General features: G+C 29.6%; 21 protein-coding genes. 14 read left to right on the forward strand and 7 right to left on the reverse strand.

The window, feature by feature from the left end:
* Both SPD90_RS02130 and SPD90_RS02135 read left to right on the forward strand, forming a co-directional pair.
* The coding region (locus SPD90_RS02130) for an ATP-binding cassette domain-containing protein (protein ID WP_320924168.1) at positions 1–653 on the forward strand (653 nt) is incomplete at its 5' end.
* Between the two features lie 53 nt (positions 654–706).
* On the forward strand, positions 707–1,345 hold the full coding sequence (locus tag SPD90_RS02135; protein ID WP_320924169.1) for a TIGR01906 family membrane protein: 639 nt from the start codon (positions 707–709) through the stop codon (positions 1,343–1,345).
* A gap of 119 nt (positions 1,346–1,464) precedes the next feature.
* On the opposite strand, the gene SPD90_RS02140 is transcribed toward SPD90_RS02135, so the two are convergent.
* Positions 1,465–1,731, reverse strand: a complete 267-nt coding sequence (locus SPD90_RS02140; RefSeq protein ID WP_320924202.1) for a cysteine-rich small domain-containing protein — start codon at positions 1,729–1,731, stop codon at positions 1,465–1,467.
* Positions 1,732–1,838: 107 nt separating this feature from the next.
* Between SPD90_RS02140 and SPD90_RS02145 the strand changes: the two genes are divergently transcribed.
* From SPD90_RS02145 to SPD90_RS02180, 8 genes are all read left to right on the forward strand, one after another.
* Positions 1,839–5,588, forward strand: a complete 3,750-nt coding sequence (locus SPD90_RS02145) for an AAA family ATPase (protein WP_320924170.1) — start codon at positions 1,839–1,841, stop codon at positions 5,586–5,588.
* Positions 5,589–5,605: 17 nt separating this feature from the next.
* Positions 5,606–6,649 carry a hypothetical protein gene (locus SPD90_RS02150; RefSeq protein WP_320924171.1) on the forward strand — a complete coding sequence of 348 codons (1,044 nt, stop codon included), beginning with the start codon at positions 5,606–5,608 and terminating at the stop codon, positions 6,647–6,649.
* A 189-nt stretch (positions 6,650–6,838) separates the two neighbouring features.
* Positions 6,839–8,125, forward strand: a complete 1,287-nt coding sequence (gene hflX / locus SPD90_RS02155; protein ID WP_320924172.1) for a GTPase HflX — start codon at positions 6,839–6,841, stop codon at positions 8,123–8,125.
* A 2-nt stretch (positions 8,126–8,127) separates the two neighbouring features.
* Positions 8,128–8,829 carry a HEAT repeat domain-containing protein gene (locus SPD90_RS02160; RefSeq protein WP_320924173.1) on the forward strand — a complete coding sequence of 234 codons (702 nt, stop codon included), beginning with the start codon at positions 8,128–8,130 and terminating at the stop codon, positions 8,827–8,829.
* Complete coding sequence (locus tag SPD90_RS02165; RefSeq protein ID WP_320924174.1) at positions 8,816–9,460, forward strand: YigZ family protein; 645 nt, start codon at positions 8,816–8,818, stop codon at positions 9,458–9,460. Before SPD90_RS02160 ends, SPD90_RS02165 begins: the two co-directional genes overlap by 14 nt.
* Before the next feature lie 53 nt (positions 9,461–9,513).
* On the forward strand, positions 9,514–11,091 hold the full coding sequence (locus SPD90_RS02170; RefSeq protein WP_320924175.1) for a tetratricopeptide repeat protein: 1,578 nt from the start codon (positions 9,514–9,516) through the stop codon (positions 11,089–11,091).
* A gap of 129 nt (positions 11,092–11,220) precedes the next feature.
* Positions 11,221–11,550 carry a PadR family transcriptional regulator gene (locus SPD90_RS02175; RefSeq protein WP_320924176.1) on the forward strand — a complete coding sequence of 110 codons (330 nt, stop codon included), beginning with the start codon at positions 11,221–11,223 and terminating at the stop codon, positions 11,548–11,550.
* Between the two features lies 1 nt (position 11,551).
* Positions 11,552–13,000 (forward strand): hypothetical protein, encoded by a 1,449-nt coding sequence (locus tag SPD90_RS02180; protein WP_320924177.1) that lies wholly within the window; start codon positions 11,552–11,554, stop codon positions 12,998–13,000.
* 47 nt (positions 13,001–13,047) lie between these two features.
* On the opposite strand, the gene SPD90_RS02185 is transcribed toward SPD90_RS02180, so the two are convergent.
* A complete protein-coding gene (locus tag SPD90_RS02185) occupies positions 13,048–13,413 on the reverse strand; it encodes a sulfite exporter TauE/SafE family protein (RefSeq protein ID WP_320624877.1) in 366 nt (121 codons plus the stop codon).
* Positions 13,414–13,428: 15 nt separating this feature from the next.
* On the reverse strand, positions 13,429–13,788 hold the full coding sequence (locus tag SPD90_RS02190) for a sulfite exporter TauE/SafE family protein (RefSeq protein ID WP_320924178.1): 360 nt from the start codon (positions 13,786–13,788) through the stop codon (positions 13,429–13,431).
* Between the two features lie 157 nt (positions 13,789–13,945).
* On the opposite strand from SPD90_RS02190, the gene nadE reads away from it, so the two are divergent.
* The gene (nadE, locus tag SPD90_RS02195; RefSeq protein WP_320624875.1) at positions 13,946–14,698 is read left to right on the forward strand and encodes an NAD(+) synthase; all 753 of its coding nucleotides are present in this window, start codon (positions 13,946–13,948) and stop codon (positions 14,696–14,698) included.
* 148 nt (positions 14,699–14,846) lie between these two features.
* Positions 14,847–15,569, forward strand: a complete 723-nt coding sequence (locus SPD90_RS02200) for a YebC/PmpR family DNA-binding transcriptional regulator (protein WP_320624874.1) — start codon at positions 14,847–14,849, stop codon at positions 15,567–15,569.
* Positions 15,570–15,819: 250 nt separating this feature from the next.
* Here the strand turns inward: SPD90_RS02200 and SPD90_RS02205 are convergent, their stop codons facing one another.
* Genes SPD90_RS02205 through SPD90_RS02215 form a run of 3 tightly spaced genes read right to left on the reverse strand, consistent with a single transcriptional unit; the run spans position 15,820 to position 17,870 of the window.
* A complete protein-coding gene (locus SPD90_RS02205; RefSeq protein ID WP_320624873.1) occupies positions 15,820–16,650 on the reverse strand; it encodes a VanW family protein in 831 nt (276 codons plus the stop codon).
* Between the two features lie 2 nt (positions 16,651–16,652).
* Positions 16,653–17,192, reverse strand: coding sequence for a YqeG family HAD IIIA-type phosphatase (locus SPD90_RS02210; protein WP_320624872.1), 540 nt, complete (start codon positions 17,190–17,192; stop codon positions 16,653–16,655).
* 9 nt (positions 17,193–17,201) lie between these two features.
* Complete coding sequence (locus SPD90_RS02215; protein ID WP_320624871.1) at positions 17,202–17,870, reverse strand: hypothetical protein; 669 nt, start codon at positions 17,868–17,870, stop codon at positions 17,202–17,204.
* 262 nt (positions 17,871–18,132) lie between these two features.
* Between SPD90_RS02215 and SPD90_RS02220 the strand changes: the two genes are divergently transcribed.
* Together SPD90_RS02220 and SPD90_RS02225 are read left to right on the forward strand one after the other, a co-directional pair.
* Positions 18,133–18,753, forward strand: coding sequence for a TetR/AcrR family transcriptional regulator (locus SPD90_RS02220; RefSeq protein ID WP_320924179.1), 621 nt, complete (start codon positions 18,133–18,135; stop codon positions 18,751–18,753).
* A gap of 3 nt (positions 18,754–18,756) precedes the next feature.
* Positions 18,757–19,977 (forward strand): cation:proton antiporter, encoded by a 1,221-nt coding sequence (locus SPD90_RS02225; RefSeq protein WP_320924180.1) that lies wholly within the window; start codon positions 18,757–18,759, stop codon positions 19,975–19,977.
* Between the two features lie 62 nt (positions 19,978–20,039).
* Here SPD90_RS02225 and SPD90_RS02230 read toward each other — a convergent pair whose 3' ends face one another.
* Complete coding sequence (locus tag SPD90_RS02230; RefSeq protein ID WP_320924181.1) at positions 20,040–20,951, reverse strand: LysR family transcriptional regulator; 912 nt, start codon at positions 20,949–20,951, stop codon at positions 20,040–20,042.
* Positions 20,952–21,105: the final 154 nt, after the last annotated feature.

The following is a 21,105-nucleotide window of genomic DNA, read 5'->3' on the forward strand; positions in this document are numbered from 1 at the left end:
TAGAAAAACCAAAAGAAAAAATAAAACCTCAATTTGCTTTTAGAAATGCAAGAGCTGCAGCTAGAATAATATTTGAAACAAAGGACTTAGTGTTAGGATATAATGAGCCATTAACTAAGCCTTTAAATTTCCAGCTAGAAAGAGGTCAAAAGATAGCTCTAAAGGGTATGAATGGTATAGGAAAATCAACTCTTCTAAAGACTTTACTTGGAATTATAAAACCCTTTGAGGGTGAAGTTGAGCTAGGAGATTATTTAGAGGTTGGATATTTTGAGCAAGAAAGCTCTATGGAAAATTACAATACAGCTCTAGAAGATGTATGGCAAGAATATCCAGTTTTAACTAACTACGAGGTTAGACAAGCTTTAGCTAAATGTGGACTTACTAACGAACATATAACAAGTCAAGTTAGAGTTCTAAGCGGGGGAGAAGCTGCTAAGGTTAGATTATGTAAATTAATGCTAAAGGATATAAATTTCTTAGTGCTAGACGAACCTACAAACCACTTAGATGTGGAAGCGAAGGACGAATTAAAGAAGGCTATCAAAGAATTTAAAGGAACTGTACTTTTAGTTTGCCATGAGCCTGAATTCTACGGAGATATAGTAGATGATGTTTGGAATATAGAAGATTTTACTACAAAAATAGTTTAATATCAGTGATACTTATATCGGAAAATGAGTAAACTGAAGGAGGATGATAACTGTTGAATAGGTTATCAAATATTGTTGTATCTCTGTGCTTAGCGTTGGCGATGATAGGAGTATCAGTTATCGTAACTCTAAATATAAGAGATATTTACTATAATGATATAGATAAATTAAATATAGAATCTATGAGTGGATTATCTAAAGAGGAAATTATAAAAAACTATGATTATCTAATCGACTATAATCTTAACTCAAATGTAGGTGAATTCCAATTACCGACACTAGCTTCTTCTAACGCTGGAAAAATTCACTTTGAAGAGGTTAGAGATATATTTCAAAATGTAAAATTGCTTACTATGATTTGCGGAGTTATAGCTATTGTAGGCGGTATTTTACAAGTTAGAAAAAGAGAATTTAAATTTTTAAAAAATTCATCGATATTGATAATAATAATGCCTGTGTTGTTGGCGATTCCAATTGCTATAAATTTTAATGCTTGCTTTATATTATTTCATAAAATAATGTTTAGCAATGATTATTGGATTTTCGACCCGCAGCTAGATCCAGTTATCAATATGCTACCAGAGGAATTTTTTATGCATATGGGAATTACAATTTTAATTATGATGTTGATTGTAAGTATAATACTGCAATTGATATATAAATTAATTAAAAAAATAAATTTCCAAGATTAAAAAAGATTGAAACGAAACAAAATAAATGATATGATTGATTTATCAAGTTAAGACTGAAACAAAAACTATGAGACGAAAAAAATGAGTTAGATGGCGCAAATTCATCTAACTCATTTTTTTTACTCATTATCTAGCTTTGTTATTTCTACAATTTCTTGAAATTTTCCTATGATATAATCGTAATTATCCCTTTTATGTGGAAGAGTGCAATTTGTACAATCTTTTATACCTTTTTCTGTGTATCTAAAATTACCGCCACATTTATCCTTTAAAGCATATAAAGGACAGTAACAGAATAAACAGTTAAAATTTTCTAGGTCATTTGTTTTATGACATGGAAAATACTCGCACTTGTTATTATTAAAAAATTTGTAACTCAATTTAATTGTACCTCCAAAATTTATTTTATAATTATAATATGAGATAATTTTATTATACTATTTTGACTCAATTTATTATACTTATAATATAGAAATTTTTAAGGAGAATGCTTATGAGGGATTTTAGAGAAGTTTCAACTATGGAGTTGTTTTTTAGCATAACTACAGATTTTAAAATTAAAATGCATAGGTTTGAAGAGCTATTTAGAGAAAAATTGTTTAAGATGACTTCAAAACCAGAAAATGAAGATATGAAAAAGGAATTGAAAAATGAAAAGGATTTTAAAATTGCAAATAAAAAAATAAAAAAATCTGTAGTTTTAGAATTAGAAAAGGAAGCAGAAGAAGGCGATTTAGATGCGCAATTTTGCTTGGGAAATTATTATTTTATTTCAGATAAAGGAAGGGATAACGAGGAAAATAATAAAAAAGCATTTAAATGGTATAAAAAAGCAGCAGAAAATGGATTGTCTGAGGCACAATATAATTTGGCAAATTTCTATATGAATGGTCTAGGAACGGAAGAAAGTAGAGACGACGCATTTGAGTGGTATAAAAAAGCAGCAGAGCAAGGTCATATAGAATCAAATATCTGTCTTGCTATTTGTTATGAGCAGGGAATAGGGACAGAAATAGATGAGGAAAAAGCATTTAATATAGTAAAATCGATTGAGGATAAAAATAATCCTAATATAGAGTATTGTCTAGGTATTTACTATGAGCTAGGTGTAGGAACAGATATAGATCTTGAAAAAGCGTTTGACTGTTATAAAAACTGTGCTAATAAAGGATATGATAAGGGACAGCTTAGAGTTGCATATTGTTACGAAAATGGCATAGGTGTAAAGCAGGATTACAAGAAGGCATTTAACAGATATAAAAAAGCCATGAGCAATGGAAATGAAGATGCAAAGTATTTATTAGGACGTTGCTATGAGGAAGGAATTGGCACAAATGTAGATTATAAAAAGGCTTTTTCAATATATGAAGAGCTATACGACATAGAACACGAAGAAGGTATTTTAAAATTGGCACAATGTTATGAGCATGGAATAGGAATAGATGTAGATAAGGAAAAGGCTTTTGAATTGTACAATGAGTTAGCTAGTATAGACAATGAGGATGCTAAATTCTATCTAGCACAATGTAATGAAATCAGTCGTAAAAAAAATAACCAGAATAACGATGATTATATCGAAGAAAGCTGTATAGAATGCGATGAAAAAGAGGACAATGACAGTGTGCAGGTTGAAGAAGATAAAATAGCTGAAGATTATGAAGATGATGCGATTGAAGAAGTAGCTGAGGATATTGAGCTAGAGGACGATATCTTATTTAGCGACGACTTAAATATAAATGTATTCTTAGAGCAAACTATATTTAAACAGGTTAAAGATAGAAATCTAGAAAGAGACTTAAAAAAATTAGTAGTAAAGATTGATAAATGTCTAAATTCAACAAATGGAGCGTTAAATTTCAAGAGTCTAGGTTTTAAAAAATACGAAGGTGTCAATAATAAAATCTATGGGTTTGATTTTAACAATAAGGTTAACGATAGCGACAGAATAATAGCATGCTTTGTAGATGATTACTCTAAGAAGAATGAATTTGATTTTGAAAGATACAGTACTAGAGATAATAAGGATAAACAAGGTATTATATTGTTTTCAATAGCAAAACACAACGATCAAGAGAGAGAAGCGCTAAAGGTATCAAAAAAAATCAACAGTAATTTCTATAAACAAAACAAATTTAAAAGCTTAAATAAAAATAAAAGCAAGAAATATATTCTTAGAGCAGCTGTTTCTGACAATGATATGCAAGAAAATAATATGACATTTAGATCTATGAATTTCAACGACAAAGAAATCATATATCAAGAGGTATTGACTAAGGAGCAAGCAAATAATATAAATTCATTTATACAAAAGTCAGAGCCATTTATACTATCAGGAATAGCTGGAAGTGGTAAAACCTTATCGACTATAAACTTAATTCCAGATATGGTAGAAAAAATAAAAAATAGCGGAACTACAGATAAGATACTATACGTTACTTTTTCTAACAATCTAAAGGAATATGTAAAATCAAAGGTAATGGAGAGTTACTATGAGCTAAACGAATATGTAGACATAAGAACATTTGAGGATATATGCACAGAAATCAATTATAAATACAACGACAAAAAAATAGACAGATTAAAAATAATAACTCAAAACTCCTATGATAAAAGCTTTACAAAGTTTTTAAATTGGCTGTATAGAACTTCAAGAGACAGTAATATTTTAAAATTTATCAAAAAATACGAGAATGAAAAAAATATTATCTACAGTGAAATATTCGGAATACTAAAAGGCTCTATGTATGTCGATTGGGATAGAAAGGAACCTAACATAGTAAATAAAGAATATTACATAAAAAGCAGCAAAAAAATAGTAGAGGATTATAAAATTTTTTCTGAAGAAGATAGAGAGGTTATTTACTCTATAACTGAGAAGTACAACGATTGGCTAGTTGAAAATGGATATTACGATATAAACGATATAGCATTTGAATTACAAGGCTTAATCCAAGAAAAATCTATAGGCTATGAATATGTAGTAATAGACGAGGTTCAGGACTTTACTGAGGTTCAAATATATATGCTGTTTTTATTGGCTAAAGAACAAGAAATCTACGGCAGAAATAAAACGAGAAAGATTTTACTAGCTGGAGATCCAAATCAAATTATCAATCCTACTTTCTTCAAAATAGGAAGACTTACAAAGCTATTTTACCTATATGGATATAAATACGAGGTGCAAAGACTTAACGAGAACTTCAGAAATTCCATAAATATAATGAAGATGAATAATATAGTAAATGGAATTATCAACGAAAAACTTCCTGCAAGAAAAGAAGAAGATAGACAAGATGAGGTTACTAAAAACAATAAATCTGGAATAATAGAGCAGCTTGAAGCTACAGAGGATAACCTTAAAATCGTATTTAGAGAAATAGATGCTTCGGCGAAGGTTGCACTTATAGTTTCTGATGACGAGAGAAAGGAATATTTAAAGGAAAAATACGACTGCAAAAATGCATTTACAATATCAGAGTTTAAGGGCAAGGAATTCGACAATATAATAGCCTATAATATCCTGTCTGATTATGCTGATATTTACGAAGAGATATACAAAAAGGACGATATAAAGGAAGGTCATTACAGCTATTATTTTAATAGATTTTATGTTTCTATAACTAGAGCTAATTACAATTTAGTTTTAATAGAAGAAAAGGAAACACAAATACTAAATGAAATCAAAGAAAAGCTAGGTGACGATTTAAAATATATTGAAAGCATAAGTCGTTTTAAGGATTTGAATTTAGGAGAGGTAGTTGGAGATAGCATAGATTTATTTAATCTAGGTATGAAGTTCTTCAATGATGAAAAATATTCAGTTGCGAAAAACTACTTTATTAGAAGTATAGAGCCAAATTCAAATAGCTTAGCAGATTTATGTGATTTATTTGAACAGGATGGCAATTACGAAGAGAGAGGAGATAAATTATTTGAAATAGGCGAATACAAGCTAGCTCAAGGGTATTACCAAAAATCATATGAGTTTTCAAAATTTGCTATTATGTACTTGTATATAGATAGTTTATCTTACGAAAAACAGCTTAAGGAGTTCTATAATTGTCTAGAAAAGGAAAATATCGATTTTAGCGATTTATACGATGAATATTCATCTAAATTTGATAAATTAAATGATATTTTAAGACATAAAATACTTAAAACAGAAAAATTGCAATCAGAAATTCAAGAAAAAATGAACAGCATAAATAAAATGATGAAAAATATAAACAGTAAGTTTAACTAAAAATGGGGAGAGAAATTATGGCAAATAATGAGATAAATACAAAGGGTATAATAAATTCAATCGATAATTTTAATGAAAATAGTGAAAAAATATGTGTGTCATTAAATGGTTTAGAGGCTAGTTTAAATGAGTTTAATAAATCTATATCTAAATTAGATGGTTTAAAGCAGATAGATTTAACTAAGCAAAAGATAGACCAATTAACAACCTACAAAGACAAGGTATCTCGTACAATAGAGGGCTTAAAGACGATAGATCAGGATTTATCTGGTATAGAAAGTTTAATCGAAACTATTTCAAAGTTCAGCGAAGAGATTCAATCTATTATGAAAAATAGTAACGCGATAAACTTCAATGCTGTATCAAAAAATGTAAGAGAGCTAGATAAAAGGATAACTGCTTTTAATAAGAGGATTGATACATTTGTTCAAAGTGAATTGTTGAAAAAAATGGATGCACAATACGAATCTTTAATCGAACATTTCAATAGTGCATTAGAGAAACAACAAAAAACTATAGAATCAATGGAGGAAAAATTAAGTCAAATTGAAGCACAAAGTGGACAAATAACTGGACTAGCACCAGCAAAAATCGATCCGTCAAAAATAGTTTTTGATGGGTTTGATAATATGGAAAATATGTTTAAGGACTTTATAGAAGAGATTATATCAGAATATAGTAAAGCTGAACCTTCAAAGGCTAGTATCTACCGTGGATTTAGTGAAAATGTATTAAAGGCATTATCTGATGAAGGTGAATTAGAAGCAAGCTACATATTAGGTCAAAGATACTACGAATCAGGTCAAATAGACATGGCAGTAGTTGAATACGAAAAGCTTGTCGATGCTGGAGACGATAGATGCAAGGATAGATTGATTGAGGTCTACAAAGAAAAGTCAAATGAAGGAAATGCATTATATCAAGAAAAATTAGGATTTGAATTATATAGAGGTAAAATAATCGAAAAGGATGTAGATGAAGCAATTAAATTATTAGAAAAGGCGAAAAGTAACGGAAGCCCTAATGCTAAAAAATATTTAGAATTAATAAGATTGAAATAATAGCGAGATAGATTAAAGGGAGTATAGAGGATTTTATTTATACTTCCTTTGTTTTAATTTGCATGAATATAAACTAAATTAAAAAAATACATATAAAAGTTATGGTTTAATGATATAATTATTAGGATATAATAGGACTGAAAATATAAATACGTTTAATTTATAAAATAACTAAAAAGAGGTGATTATGTGGAAGAGAATCAAAAAGAAAAGGCCCTTTTAGTAGGCCTTAACATAACAACTAATGTGAAAAAAATCGACGATATTGATATAAATGAATCTATGCAAGAATTAAAGGAACTAGTAAAGGCAGCTGGAGCAGAGGTAGTAGGCTCTGTAATTCAAAATAGACCAGCGAGAGATGCTGCTTATTTCATCGGAAAGGGTAAGGTCGAAGAAATAAGAGATTATTGCTATGCTCTTGGTGCTACTATGGTAGTTTTCAACGACGAATTATCTGGAGCACATATGAGAAATATAGAAGATCTTATAGGTTTAAAAATAATAGATAGAACTGCCCTAATACTAGATATATTTGCGCAGAGAGCTCTAAGTAAGGAAGGTAAGCTACAGGTCGAGCTTGCTCAGTTGAAATACAGACTTCCTAGACTTTACGGAATGGGTGGAGCGATGAGTAGAACTGGTGCAGGGATAGGAACTAGAGGACCAGGTGAACAAAAGCTAGAAATAGACAAAAGACATATTTTAAATAGAGCAGCAGATATAAGACGCGAGCTTAGAGAGGTAAAGCAAAATAGAGAAACTCAAAGAGTTCAACGTTTAAAATCAAATATTCCAATAGTTGCGCTTGTCGGATATACTAATGCAGGAAAATCTACACTATTAAACGAATTAATAAAGACACACAAGGATTACGAAACAGAAAAAGAAGTCTTTGTAAAGGATATGCTGTTTGCAACGCTTGATGTAACCTTGAGAAAGGCTACTCTACCAAACAAGAGAGACTTTTTAGTAGTAGATACTGTTGGATTTGTAAGTAAATTGCCACATGATTTAGTAGATGCATTTAAAGCAACACTAGAAGAGGTGCAATATGCAGATTTAATACTACATGTTATAGATGCTACAAACAAAAGCTACGAACTTCAAAAACAAACTACAGAAGAAGTTCTAAAGGAGCTTGGTGCATCAGATAAGAAAACTATTTTAGTCTACAATAAAATAGACAAATTAGAATTAGATATTTATCCAAGAAATAGAGAAGATAGAGTTTATATTTCTGCCAAAAAAGGCATAAATATGGATAAGCTTTTAAAAATAGTAGAGAATGCTTTAATGGAAGACACTTATCAAGTTAAATTACTACTTCCATACGACAAAGGTAATATATTCAGCAAAATAAAAGACAAATACAGTGTAGACAACTTCGAATACGTTGAAAATGGAACAAAGCTTGAAGTTAATTTAGATGAAGAAGATTACAATATGTACAAAGGATATATAGTAGAAGAATAGATATGGACATAAGCTGGAGCAATATCGATAATTTAGAGGATTATTTTATCACGTATCTTCTTTATACTGAATCTAAGACAGTGTCACAAATTAGCAGGATTAGAAATATACCGATTTCAGAAGTAAATGATCAATTAATCAAAGCAAAATTAGAAATAAAATCGGCTAACAAGCAAAAAATAGAATCTTCAAAGGATGTATTGGATAAATTTTTAGAATTGGGAAAGGATTCTAGACTTGAATTTATGGAAAATTTAAGCCTAGATCAAGAAAAAGAGCTAAATTTTAAAAGAGAGTTATACAAAAGAATACTTAAAGAGAAAAATGCAGATGATTTAATTGTCTTAATTTGGGCAACTGGAGAAACTAGGGATGATAGATTTTTAAAAATCCTTCATCCTCTGACAAATCACAGACATTCAGATGTAAGAAGGATAACATATTCAGCTATTAGAAAAATATCTTCTTCAAAGAGCAAGGCTGTATTAGAAAAGGGATTATACGATTCTAATCCGCAGACTAGACAGTACTGTGCTAAGGCTCTTGCCAAGGTGGGAGATGATAAGACAGTCGATATCTTGCAAAGACTTATAAAAAATAAAAAAGCAAACGAAAAGGAATACGTTATAAGAGCATATAATGAGGCTATTTTAGCCTTGAAATATTTAACGGCGGGGGGAGAGAAGTGTTATGAAGACGTATAAGACGTTACATGACTTCGGCTCAGATGAATACGTAGTAGAGAAATCTACATTTATAGGATACGCAAAGCCTATAAAATCTGAAGAAGAAGCAGTAGAATTTATAAATCAAATAAAGAAAAAACACACGGATGCAACTCACAATGTATGGGCTTACACTGTAGGAGAAACTATGAATATTCAACGCTACAGCGACGATGGAGAGCCACAGGGAACAGCAGGTATACCTACATTAGAGGTCATAAAAAAGGAAGATCTAAGAGATGTAGTTGTTGTTGTAACTAGATATTTTGGCGGTATCAAGCTAGGTGCAGGTGGACTTGTCAGAGCATATACGAAGGGTGCAAAGATAGGAATTGAAGCAGCACAAATTATTCAAAAGGTAAAATACAAAGAAGTAAGTGTAACTATAGATTACAACCAAATAGGAAAAGTACAAAATGAAATAATGAACATGGGTTACACTATAAAAGACACCTTATACAGTGAAAAGGTAGAAATTATAGTTTATTCTAGGGAAGAAGAGGCTGATTCACTTAAAGCCAAAATGATAGATATAACAAGTGGAACTGCAGATGTAGGCGAAAGTGAGAGCTTCTATCTATCAGAAAAAGATGGGAAAATCCTTTTATAATTAGGTAGACAAAATTCTTTTGACAGTAGATTTATTGAGGGGGGATAGTCCTGATGGAAGGTGAAAGACTTAAAAGATCAAGACATATAGCAATTTCATTAGCTATAATAGGGATTTTATTTTTAGCTATAGTTGCTTTGAAATTATCTAAAAACGAAGAGATAATAATATTCTGTTTTATGTATGGATTTATGGTTTTCATAGCAGTAAATATATTTAAATTAGCGAAGAAGGACAATATAGATATAAAAAATAATATTGAGAATTTAAATAAATTGCAACAAGATTTAGAACGACAAAGCTTCATACAAGATATGTTAAATCACGCCAACATGGAATTTGAAATAAATGAAAAAATGGCATACGTAAATCAAATTATTGAAAAATATAAAGATAGCGCTGATGGATATTACTATCGCGGTGAATTTTATATTAAATTTGAAAAATTTTACGCTGCAATAAAAGATTTTGAAAAGGCTTTAGAAATAGATCCAAACTACAAAGAAGCGTATAGAGGCAAAGGTGTCTGCTATAGTAGATTAGGTGATAATGATTTAGCTATAAAAAATTATAAAAAAGCGATAGAAATAGATCCAAACTACGAAGTTGCATATTACAATTTAGGGGTATCTTATAGCAATTTAAAAGAATACGACAAAGCTATGGTAAATTACACTAAAGCTTTAAAATTAGATGAAAATGATGTAAGTGCTTATTATAATAGAGGTAGAATATTAGCTTATTTAGGTAGATATAAAGAAGCTTTAAAGGATTTTACAAATGCTATTAATCTTGAAAGATACGATGAGAGATTGGTCTATGAAAGAGCAGGAATCTATTATTTGATGAGACAATTTAAAAATGCTCTACTAGATTATAAAGTGTTTATTGAATTGGCTCCAAACATGAAAGAGGGATATTTGGGAATGGCAGATTGCTATTGCCAAATGAATCAAAATAATAATGCAATTGAATACTACAATAAGGCTATTGAAATCGATCCAAATTATGAAGAAGCATATTTAAATAGATCAGTTGCGCACTTAAAACAAGACAATTTAAAGAAGGCTGTGAGAGATTTAGATAAGGTAATTTTATTAGATCCTAAAAATGGAGAAGCTTACTACAACAGAGCTCTTGCATATAGTCAAATGGAAAATCATACAAAGGTAATACGTGATTTTTCAAAGGCTATTAAGATGGGATACAAAGTAGGAAGAACCTATTGCAATAGAGGCAAGGAATACTCTTTAATAGGAAACTTTGAAAAGGCGAAGGATGATTACACTAGAGCTATAGAACATGGATATGATAGCTATATGGTTTATATGGGAAGAGGAGCAGCTAATTTAGATTTAAAGAAATACGATGAAGCTGTAGATGATTTTAATAAGGCGATAGAATTAGATGACAGTCAAAATAGAAACTATTACTATAGAGGATTGGCTTATTACAATCTAAAAAAATATAAGGAAGCTATAAATGATTTTTCTATTGCAATAGAAGGAAATCCTTCAGATATTGAAGCATATCAAAAAAGAGGAGATTCTTATTGTCATATAGGCGATTATGATAATGCTATAAGTGATTTTTTCACTTTAAATAGCTTAGAAAAAAAGATTAAAAATTAACGAATAACAGTAAAAAGCAAACTTTTATAAAAACAAAAAAGTTTGCTTTTTTGTTGTAAAATTACGTTACTTGCATTACAATATACTTAATACTTGCAATACAAGTAACGTGAAAGGCAGGTGATATTTATGATTAATATTACTCAGATGTCGAAGGGAATCTTAGAAGGATGTGTGTTGATGGTTGTAAAGGATAAACCACTGTATTCTAAAGAAATTGTAGAGAGTTTAAGAGAATATGGATTTAATGATTTGACAGGAGGAACTATATTCCCAATGCTTGTCAGACTTGAAAAGCAAGGGCTCTTTGAGATTGAAAAGGTACCCGTAAGTTCTGCACCTAGTCGTAAATACTATTCTTTGAGTGAAAAGGGAGAGCAAGAACTAATTCAGTTTCAAAATGTATGGAATGAATTTCGCAATATTGTAGATAGTATTATGAAGAAAGGGGAAGCTTAACATGACAAATAATAAAAATTTGAAAGCGGAAAACAAAAAGATATTAAAATCTTTGCAGGATAAATATGCAAAAGAGTATAAGAAAATAAAAAGTATGTTAAGTGAAGATATAAAATCAAAAGAGCAAGTAGAGGAAATTTTAGAGGATATCTTGGTATTGCTATTTGATGCACAAGAAGAAGGAAGGGAACCTGAGGAGATTTATGAAGGAAGTTTTGAAGAATTTTATAGAAATTTACTGAATGCTTTATCTTCTAGTGTTGTTACTTCAGAAGAAAAACTAAAAAATAAGAAGCAAAAAAATATTTTAATTGGATTACTGAGTTTTCTTATTGTAATACTTGTGATAGCTGGAGTTTTATGGAAAAATGGCACAATAGGTATTTGGAGATATGGAATGACATTTTTAGAAGCTGATTCTTCATATATTGTGAAAAGTAGAGAATTATATAATTTAAATATTGAAATGCAAATTGATTTAAATGATTTAGATAGTAATGTAGGTAAAATAATATATGACGATGGGAAGTGCAAGATAGAAATTAAATCAGTTTCTTATGAAAATGGAGATTATAAGGTGTATTTTAAATCATATGGAAAATACGATAGAAAAGGTGGAATTTTAATTTCGCCTATTTCACATAGTAATGATTCATCGAAACAAGATGCATTTATACAGACAGGTGTAGATGACAATTTGAATTATTTAGGCAAACTTTGTTACAGTACTTCTTTACTTAAATATGGCGATGAATTTGGTTTTACAATTTTATCTTCAGATGTATTAGAAGAAAAAATTGCAGATAAAAAAGTAAAAGATGTAATTAAGCAGGAGGATGGCAAGGTCAAAGTAACACTTTCTAATTTTATACAATATACTTGGATTAGAGAAAATATTGATTCTCAATATGATGATAAAGTAGATGGATATATAGCTTTAAAAAACATAGCAAGTGAATATCTAGAAAAAATTTATAGCGTATTAAATGATGATGTCGAATACAAGGTATTGGAGTTTTCGTTGAATATAGATGAAAATGATAATATACGTAGTTTATATTTTATAATTTATGAGGATATGTCAAATGGCTCTTGTTATCAAATAGCATACAAGGATGGAGAAACTGATGTAAATAAAATGGAAGATGGTTTTTTGAAGGATTACGACCAGGTTGAATTAAATCAGAAAAATATATATTTAGATCAGTTTTTAGCAATTTTAGAAAAAGTAAATTTTAAGAAATATAAAAATGCTAATGTTTATACATATACATATAATAAGTTTGATGACAATTTAATAAATTATGATGAAGTTTATAAAATCGACAAAAATAATAATTTAAAAGAATCTAACAAATCTAATGAGAAAAAACTTCAATATATTAAATGTATTGCACAGAATAATCAATCGACAGTTAAGCGTGTTATTTATCTTATATCTGATAAGTAAAATTACACAATAAAAATATCTTATTTAAAAATAAAACCTAAAATTTTTTAGGTTTTATTTTTATGAGAGATACCTTTTTGTATTTCAAATATGCCTATAATTAATAAAAATACTCCAAAAAATCTTCTAAGAGATTCAGAAGAAACATATTCAGCTAGTGTAGAACCTAATATAGCTCCCACAATACCGAATAATGCTATAGGTAATACGAGTTGTGTTTCTACGTTTTTCTTCCTTGTGTGTATTATTAACGCTGCAATTGTCATGGGTATAGAGGATAGTAAGTTGATACTTTGAGCGATTTTGGGGTCTATACTTGCAAATAGTACTAATGCAGGTATCAATATTGTTCCACCGCCCATTCCCATTCCACCTATTATTCCTGCAAAAAATCCGATTATTCCAATTAGCATAATTCCTCCTAGAATTTAATAAAAAATCATTCTACATGCAGCTATTATCATAACAATTCCAAAGGCTATTCTCAAAAATTTGCCAGTAACCTTGCTGAGTAATTTAGCTCCGATAAGTCCACCTATTATACTTCCTATCGAAGCTTGAATTGTCGAGGGAATATCGTAGGTACCCTTGGAAATATATATAGCTGAGCTCGCGGTCGTTAAAAATATTATGATGGCAAGCGCTGTAGCATGTGATTTGTGCTCCTCTACTCCTAGAATATTATTTAAGATAGGAACTAAAAGAGTCACACCGCCAGAACCAAACAAACCGTTGATAAAACCAGTAAAGCTGCCGATTAAAGAGTTTTTAAAATTAAATGGATTCATACTTTCACCTACCTTGTATTATTATTTACGATTTTGATAAAAATATGTATAAATAAAAAATAAATATACAAATTAAATAATAAAAATAATAGGATAAATTTTATTAAAAAAATGTGGTATTATAAGAGTATATTTTTATGCGAAAGGGGCAAAATAAATGGAAATAAATCAAAAAATTGACAAAATAGTAGATTGGCTTAGAGAAAAAGTCAAGGAAGCAGGATGCAAAGGTTTAGTAGTAGGAGTTTCAGGAGGGATAGATTCAGCAGTAGTTTGTTATCTTATCAAAAAAGCATTTCCTGATAATTCTATAGGCGTAATTATGAGTATCAACAGCAATCCTAAAGATAGAGAAGATGCACTTAAGGTTATAAACGGATGTGGCATTGATTATATAGATTTAGATTTAACTGAACCACAAGAAATGATATTAAACACTGTTACATCAGCACTTAAAGAAAAAGGACTATACAATGAAAATGGACTAAGATCAGCTGATTCTAACTTAAGAGCGAGAGTTAGAATGAGTACTGTTTACACTGTTGCAAATGATCTAGGATATTTAGTTGTAGGAACAGATAATGCAGCAGAAATACATACTGGTTATTTCACAAAATACGGTGATGGAGGAGTAGATTTAGTTCCAATAGCTAACCTTACGAAGGCAGAGGTTTACGATTGGGCTAGAGCATTAGGAGTACATCAAGATGTAATAGATAGAGCACCATCAGCTGGACTATGGGAAGGTCAAACTGACGAAAACGAAATGGGAACTACATACAATATGATAGACAAGGTTGTATTAGGCAAAAGAGACGAAGTACCTCAAAAAGATCTAGATATTATAGACAGACTTCACAGAATTAGCGAACATAAAAGACATACTGCGGCAAAACCTCCAATATTCTAATTTACTTAATCGTGTTTTTGTGCTAAAATTTACTTTGGCGATAGATTTATAAATGGAAATAATTCAAAATTAAGGGCGAATTTATATCGGGAGATTTATTTATAAATCTATAAATGAACGAAATTAAAGTTAAGGAGTGAAACAAACTATGGGTCGTATACATAATATTATCAATAGAAAAGGTAAACAAGACGCAAAAAGAAGTTCAGTATTTACAAAACATACAAGAGCAATAACAGTTGCTGTTAAAGAAGGTGGACCAGATCCAGAATATAATGCAGCATTAAAAACAGCTATAGATAAAGCTAAGGCTGACAACATGCCAAATGACAACATAAAAAGAGCTATATCTAAAGGTGAAGCATCAGGTTCTGGAGAAGACTATGTTGCAAACACTTACGAAGGATATGGACCAGGTGGAGTTGCAGTTATAGTAGAAACATTAACTGACAACAAAAACAGAACTGCTGGTAACATGAGATTTTATTTTGACAAAAACGGTGGAAATTTAGGAACAACTGGATGTGTATCATTCATGTTCGATAACAAAGGTCAAATATTAATATCAGACGAAAATGGAGTAACAGAAGACCAATTAATGGACGATGCTTTAGAAGCTGGTGCAGACGATATAATTGCTGAAGATGGAGGATTCGAAGTTATAACAGCTCCAGAAGATTTCAATGCAGTTAGAGATGCATTACAAGAAAAAGGATATGAATTCGTATCTGCTGGTGTTAAATTAATACCTCAAACTACTACTGTTTTAGAAAATGAAGGTCAAGTAAAGGCTATGGAAAAATTAATAGACTTACTTGAAGATGATGACGATGTTCAAAACGTGTACCATAACTGGGAAATAACTGAATAATTTCTAAATGGAATACATTTAAAGAATTATGACAAACAGACACCTTTAATTGTTCATATGTGAGTAATTCATATAAGAATAATTGGAGGTGTTTTTTAATGCTTATTTATGTTCTTCTAAATGCAACCTAATTATTTCTTTCTTGTCTTCGTATGTTAATTTAGCCAATAAAAAAACCCTCCTGTCGGCGCTAATATAATAAATATACTGTCCAACATTTGGGGTGCAGTTCACTATTTATCTATATATATTATACTATGATTTGATCTTTAGGAATTAAATCGTAATCGTACATAACTTTTGAACGATTATCCCAAATAAGTTTTTTATCTAATATCTTTCCAGTTGATTTTTCAGTAGTATTTCTATAAATTTTTGAAACTCTATAATATTTATCATCTTTTTTTTCAAAATGATGATTTTCTTCAACTAATTCATAACTCCAAGGAAATTCTTTCTCACTTCGTAGTTCTCCATATAGCTTTCCATCTTGACACCATACAAGCAGTTGAACATTTTGTTTAGTATTATTTTTAAATCGATAATCAATATAATTGTAGCTAATAGATGTTCCAGAGCTAAATGGAACTCTTTTTCCCTGATCCGGAGCCAAAGCGTCAGAGTGTTTATGAAGCTCAGTAATTTCTAGAGGACTATGTAAAATCAATAGATTTATTGTATTCGCTAAATTGCAAAGACCTCCACCAGTTCCAGCTTTTAGCTCATTATTTACTATTACACGACCATCTTTATATCCATTTTTACTTGTAGCAGGCCCTACTGTCTTCCAAAAGGAAAAGACTTCTCCTGGACGAATTATCATACCATTGATTTTTTTACAAGCTAGCATGATATTGACTTCTTTATTTTTTTGGAGGTTTATATCAATTCCTTTTCCTCTTTTAATTATATTAGAGCTGTGGCTAGAAACAATATTAGATAATTTTTCGTTTTCTATAGTGCTAGCAAATTTTTCTTTACTCAAGAAATCTTTTAAGTATCTTTTAAAAATTTCTTTTTTTACAGAAATAGAGTAACAAATAGGATGAAGCTCGCAAAAATTTTTGTTTTTGAATAGCATATTTAATCGACCTCCTTTTGGAAAATATCACCAAGTCGGTGTGTATAAGATTTATTTCTTTTATAGAATTTAAGAATTAGATTTTCTAAATGTCTTCTTTTCCCTATTTTGGTTTCGTTTTCAAGTCGTATGTATTTAACTAATATATTAGCTATTTGGCTTTTATTAGCTCCTAAAATATCTGTAAATATTTGATCGCCTATGAATATACTTTCTTCTTTTTTTATATTCATCATTTCTATAGCTTTCAAATAATTATCTACATTTGGCTTTTTAGCATCATGTATATATAAAGAGTCGATATTTTTTATAAATCTTTTAATTCTTTTTTCGCTGTTATTTGATAATAAGAGTGTTTTAAAGCCTATATTTTGAATTGTTTGAAATAAATCATCTATTTCTTTTGTTGAATCATCACCATGATGTACTAGGGTATTATCTATATCAAATATAATTCCTCTATAGCCCTTATCGTATAATTTCTTGTAATCAATAGAAAAAACGTTTTCGACATATTCATAAGGGTAAAAAATCTTAAGCATTTAATCCTCCTATTTTTCCATATAATCACATACGTTATTAATTTGCTCATTAAAGCTTTCACCAAATTTATTTTCAAAAAAGGCTCCACCGATGGTAAATGTCCATGGATTAGCGTCCTTTAACTCATCAAGTCTTTTATAACTGTTTATACTACCAGCTATACATACTGGAGCTTTTACTTTAGAAACAAATTCTTTATTAAGTTCAGTGGCATTTTCTGTATATCTATATCCTAATAAATCAAATCCGTAGACACCTTTTTCAAGACATATATTGGCCTCGTTTACCATTTCATCAATAGTTCCTTTAAGAATAGACGGGCGGCCTTCAACCCTTCCCACAAATGGCATATATTTAAGATTGTTTTCTTTACAAAATTCATTGACTGAATCGAAAAATTTTGTTCCCATAAGAATATCACATCCACACTCGACCGCCTTCTTAGCACCTTCTAAGCACTTTTCTTCTGTGTATGCCACAACTTCGAGAATAGTTGTTTTACCACATTTTTTCATGTAAGCATATAACTTTTTCATTTGGTCAATTGGTAGAGGTTCTTCTTTAAATCCCCAAAATTTTGCTTTTGAGTCTTTACATTGATCAAAAATTTTATAAGCATTATCAACAGTTTTATCATTATGTGTTAGCATTACGATTAACTTTGGGTTATCGTTCATAATTATAACCTCCAAATATATTATTATATATTTTAAATATATTTACATAGTATCAAAAATGATACGAATTTACAATATTTTACATAGTTTTGTACACATTGTAACTTAATAGATATTTAAAAATCAAAAAAATAAAAGAATAAAAAAATATGATGGCAAATAATAAGGATATAAAAATAATTTTTTAAATTTATTAACCATATGGTCGATAAATGTTAATATAATCATGGTTAACCGAATTATCCATAAATGGAGGCAAATTATGAAAAGAGCAAAACAAAATGAATTAATGATTCAAAAAATTTTAAACAACGCAATTGAAGAATTTAATTCATATGATTATGAATCTGCTTCTTTAAATCGTATTTGTAAGAAAGGGCAAATTTCTAAGGGAATTATCTATCATTATTTCAAAGATAAAGATGACTTGTATTTAAAATGTGTTCAAATATGTTTTGAAACATTAATTGAATATTATAATCAAAAAAATTTCAATTGTTTAGATTTATCAGAAGCAGTTATAGGATATATGCAGATAAGAGCACAATTTTTTGAAGAACATACCGAATTTAGGGGATTATTTTTCAATGCTTTATTGAGAACACCATCACATTTACAACATGAGGTGAATAACTTAAAAAAGGAATTAGATACGATTAATTTATCTTTTCTTAAAAATCAATTATCGAAAATTACATTAAAGGATTCTATATCAGTAGATGGAGCGGTTAAATTTTTAGATATTCAAATAAACTCGTTTAATGAGTATTTTCAAAAAGCAGCGGAAGAAAATAAAAACTTTCATTCGGTTATAGAAAAACATGAAGACATGATAGTAGAATGGTTAAACATAATACTTTATGGAATTGTAAAGGAGGTTTAGTTAATGATATTAAGATATGTACTAACAATTGTATTGGCTATATTACTTGGAAAGGCTGTTTCAAAGTTGAAGCTTCCAGCTATTTTAGGTTGGCTTTTGGCAGGAATGATTTTGGGACCACATGCATTTAATTTATTAAATCAAGATATTTTGGATACCGAATTTTATAAATATGCTATTAATATTTTAGAATGCTCTGTCGGTCTTATGATTGGAACAGAGCTCGTTTGGAGAAAAATAAAATCTGCTGGAAAACAGATTGTTATTACAACTTTAACACAATCATTGGGAACATTTCTATTTGTATCATTGGTATTTAGTATTGTATTTAAAGTCATGAATATAACATTATATTTAGCATTTTTATTTGGAGGTATAGCATTGGCTACTGCTCCTGCACCAGCGCTATCAATAGTTCGTGAGTTTAGAACAAAAGGAGATGTTACTAGTACTCTTATTCCTATGGCAGCTCTTGATGATATGGTAGGTGTTGTTGTATTCTTTAGTACAATTGCAATTGTAAGTAGACAGCTATCTGCTGGTAGTATGCCAATTTATATTATACCTTTGTTTATTTTTTTACCGCTTGGAATTGGATGTCTTGTAGGATTTATCAGTGGATATATTATGAAAAAAACAAGTGATAAAAATTATATATTTATAAACTTGATTATTTCTATTTTGATAGCTTCTATTATAGGAATTACTTTAAATTATTATATACTACCAACACCAATTTTAAACTTTATGTTGATTGGAATGGCATATTCAACAGTATTTTCTAATTTAATAAGTGACGAGCAACTAGAGATTTTAATGAAGGATTTTAATCCTATACTAGCTATTGCTATGATTACAGTAATATTAAATTTAGGAGCACCTCTTGATTATCATTTAATTTTTGGAGCTGGATTATTTACTGTTATTTATATTGTTTCAAGAGCATGTGGAAAATATTTTGGAGCTAGATTTGGTGCAACAATAACTCATGCACCAGATACAGTAAAAAAATATTTAGGATTTACTCTGCTTCCACATTCAGGAGTATCGCTTGTGTTTACAGGGATAGCAGTCAGCACTTTAAGTTCGTCTGCACCAGAGTGCGCAAAAATTATTCAAGGAACAATTGCTGCAGCTGCAGTTATTAATGAGATTATAGCTGTTATTATCGCTAAAAAAGGATTTGAATGGGCAGGAGAATTGTCTACTAGTGAAGAGGCATAAAATATAGATGAAAGTAAAAAATAGGTAATAGCAACATATAAATGTAGTTATTACCTATTTTTTTATGATAATTTTAATAGAAATACGATACCAGGAATTGAATCCAAATGATATTGTAGTATACGCAAAAATATATTTATATATTTAGAGTGATAATCCATATGTTGTATATAATAATAAATTCGCTCAGGAGGTCCATCATCCATTTCATGAATTTCTAAATTACTATTGTTCTGAGCAAGCCAATATCCGATACTAAGTGGAACTATAGCCCAGCTGTTTTTTATTTGAAGAAAATTATCTAAAAGAGACATCTTATCCACGACAATTAGTGATTTTGATAAAGATCCAAACCAGTAATTATGCCACTTATCGAATTCAGGATTCCATGGCAATCTGATTTCTAGCTTGCAATCTAGCTTTGAAGGATGTATAATTTCTGGATAATTATCTTCTTTATTGTAGATAAAACACATTTTTTCGCTGAAAATAGGTACAGTTTTCACATCTTTACTGTACATATCATCAGAAATAAATCCCAAATTTACAACTTTATTTTCGACATATTTATAGCAATCATCAGAATGCAAGCTATGAATCACAAGGTGAATTTGGGTATTTTCTTCTACAAAGGATTTATAAACTTTCGGTAAAATATATGTATTTATACTATCGATAGCTGCTATATGAAATACTGTGTTTTTAGGTAGAGTTTTAATTTCCTTTGTTTCAAGCCAGAGCTGTTGCCATTTTTCTGCAATCGGAATAAACGCCTCGCCTTGAGGAGTTAGTATTACATTTCGAATACCCTTTTGTCTTATAAATAATTCGTATTGGAGTTCGTTTTCTAGTGATTTTATTCGTCGACTTAAAGCTGGTTGACTTATATATAAAACTTCGGCGGCCTTAGTAATACTTCCATATTTTACAATATTTAAAAAAGCTTCAATTTCTAATTGGGTCAGTGGAATCACCTCCTATGTTAAAAAATATAAACTATACTTTATATTATATAGTATAAATATGCATTATATAAAAATATAAATTGGTGTTACAATTTTTATAGTACATAGCAAGATAAATAATTTTGAAATCAAGATGTTCTTATAAATAAAGAGAAAATTAGGA

Source organism: Intestinibacter sp., from assembly GCF_034113885.1.
In the GTDB taxonomy this organism is placed as follows: domain Bacteria; phylum Bacillota; class Clostridia; order Peptostreptococcales; family Peptostreptococcaceae; genus Intestinibacter.

What these genes read in the sequence shown, in the direction of transcription:
- SPD90_RS02145 (WP_320924170.1), top strand. Translation starts at nt 1,839, where the DNA reads ATGAGGGATTTTAGAGAAGTTTCAACTATGGAGTTGTTTTTTAGCATA.
- SPD90_RS02150 (WP_320924171.1), top strand. Translation starts at nt 5,606, where the DNA reads ATGGCAAATAATGAGATAAATACAAAGGGTATAATAAATTCAATCGAT.
- SPD90_RS02160 (WP_320924173.1), top strand. Translation starts at nt 8,128, where the DNA reads ATGGACATAAGCTGGAGCAATATCGATAATTTAGAGGATTATTTTATC.
- SPD90_RS02165 (WP_320924174.1), top strand. Translation starts at nt 8,816, where the DNA reads ATGAAGACGTATAAGACGTTACATGACTTCGGCTCAGATGAATACGTA.
- SPD90_RS02170 (WP_320924175.1), top strand. Translation starts at nt 9,514, where the DNA reads ATGGAAGGTGAAAGACTTAAAAGATCAAGACATATAGCAATTTCATTA.
- SPD90_RS02175 (WP_320924176.1), top strand. Translation starts at nt 11,221, where the DNA reads ATGATTAATATTACTCAGATGTCGAAGGGAATCTTAGAAGGATGTGTG.
- SPD90_RS02180 (WP_320924177.1), top strand. Translation starts at nt 11,552, where the DNA reads ATGACAAATAATAAAAATTTGAAAGCGGAAAACAAAAAGATATTAAAA.
- SPD90_RS02185 (WP_320624877.1), bottom strand. Translation starts at nt 13,413, where the DNA reads ATGCTAATTGGAATAATCGGATTTTTTGCAGGAATAATAGGTGGAATG.
- SPD90_RS02190 (WP_320924178.1), bottom strand. Translation starts at nt 13,788, where the DNA reads ATGAATCCATTTAATTTTAAAAACTCTTTAATCGGCAGCTTTACTGGT.
- nadE (WP_320624875.1), top strand. Translation starts at nt 13,946, where the DNA reads ATGGAAATAAATCAAAAAATTGACAAAATAGTAGATTGGCTTAGAGAA.
- SPD90_RS02200 (WP_320624874.1), top strand. Translation starts at nt 14,847, where the DNA reads ATGGGTCGTATACATAATATTATCAATAGAAAAGGTAAACAAGACGCA.
- SPD90_RS02205 (WP_320624873.1), bottom strand. Translation starts at nt 16,650, where the DNA reads ATGCTATTCAAAAACAAAAATTTTTGCGAGCTTCATCCTATTTGTTAC.
- SPD90_RS02210 (WP_320624872.1), bottom strand. Translation starts at nt 17,192, where the DNA reads ATGCTTAAGATTTTTTACCCTTATGAATATGTCGAAAACGTTTTTTCT.
- SPD90_RS02215 (WP_320624871.1), bottom strand. Translation starts at nt 17,870, where the DNA reads ATGAACGATAACCCAAAGTTAATCGTAATGCTAACACATAATGATAAA.
- SPD90_RS02220 (WP_320924179.1), top strand. Translation starts at nt 18,133, where the DNA reads ATGAAAAGAGCAAAACAAAATGAATTAATGATTCAAAAAATTTTAAAC.
- SPD90_RS02225 (WP_320924180.1), top strand. Translation starts at nt 18,757, where the DNA reads ATGATATTAAGATATGTACTAACAATTGTATTGGCTATATTACTTGGA.